General features: G+C 63.9%; 1 protein-coding gene. It reads right to left on the reverse strand.

Annotated elements, in window-relative coordinates:
- Positions 1 to 186: 186 nt before the first annotated feature.
- On the reverse strand, positions 187 to 1,032 hold an 846-nt coding region (locus tag FJ980_RS34225), incomplete at its 5' end, for a hypothetical protein (RefSeq protein ID WP_140547738.1).

Below are 1,032 nucleotides of genomic sequence, written 5' to 3' on the forward strand. Positions count from 1 at the left end.
CAGACCACAGGCAGGCCGAAGGTCATTGCCTCACTTCGACGGCGGAAGAAGTAAGTCATGGCATTCTCTTCGATCTTGCGAGTGCAAACAGGCGGTCTGTTTACGAGACCAGGAAAGATCGCACTTTCGCCCCATCACACGTACATGGCAAGGCGCGACAAGGATACGCTACGGTCATTCCCGTCGCTACCGGGAACGACCGCCCCCCTTCGAAAGCGAGAACGCCGTCTCCAGCACCGCGGCGAGGAAGCAGATGCGCAGCGGCTCGACCAGGATGCCGGTGGAGGAATCCTGGAACGGGCTGCCGAACAACAGCGTCACGCCATGCGACAGGATCTGCCAGACGTCGAGCTCGTGCGGGCCGATCAGCCGCGTCGCGCCGAGCCACAGCCAGGCCGCGCCCCAGTCGAGCAGGCGATAGCCGACGATCAGCGTACACAGCAATACGAGGCTGGAACTCACCGTCAGCCGCACGCCATTGGCGATCGGCAGATAGCGCGAGCGGTAGCCGGCGACGAAATGCTCGACGAAATCGCGCAGGAATTTCGGCAGGCCGGCATAGCGCTTGCCGACGCGTTCCAGCCGGCCGTGCACGCGCATCAGTGCCGTATCGTCGCGCACATCATAGCCATAGATCAGCGCCGCCATCACCAGCCAGATCAGCGGCAAGAGCATGTAGAAGAACAGGTTGACGGCGATCGTCGAGGGCGCGATCGAGGTGATCTCGACCGGCACCATCGGCGCGGCCGTCGCCGCCGGCACCGGGCTCGCCAGCCCGTCGGCCGACGCCTGCAGAACCGACCAGAAATTGCGGCTCATCAGCCATTGCAGCGCGCTGTCCTTCCAGCGGCTGATGACGTAGAGGCCGACGAAGATCCAGTTGGTCTCGCAGATCACCACCACGATCTGCCAGAACGAGGCGGCGCCCGTTTTCGCCTGCATGAACTTGGCCAGCCGGCGCACCAGCCAGGACACCGCCACCGAGACCAGCAGCCAGCGCGAATCCAGCACGTCCAGAACATTGGCGCTCTG

It is taken from the genome of Mesorhizobium sp. B1-1-5, assembly GCF_006443065.1.
Taxonomy (GTDB): domain Bacteria; phylum Pseudomonadota; class Alphaproteobacteria; order Rhizobiales; family Rhizobiaceae; genus Mesorhizobium.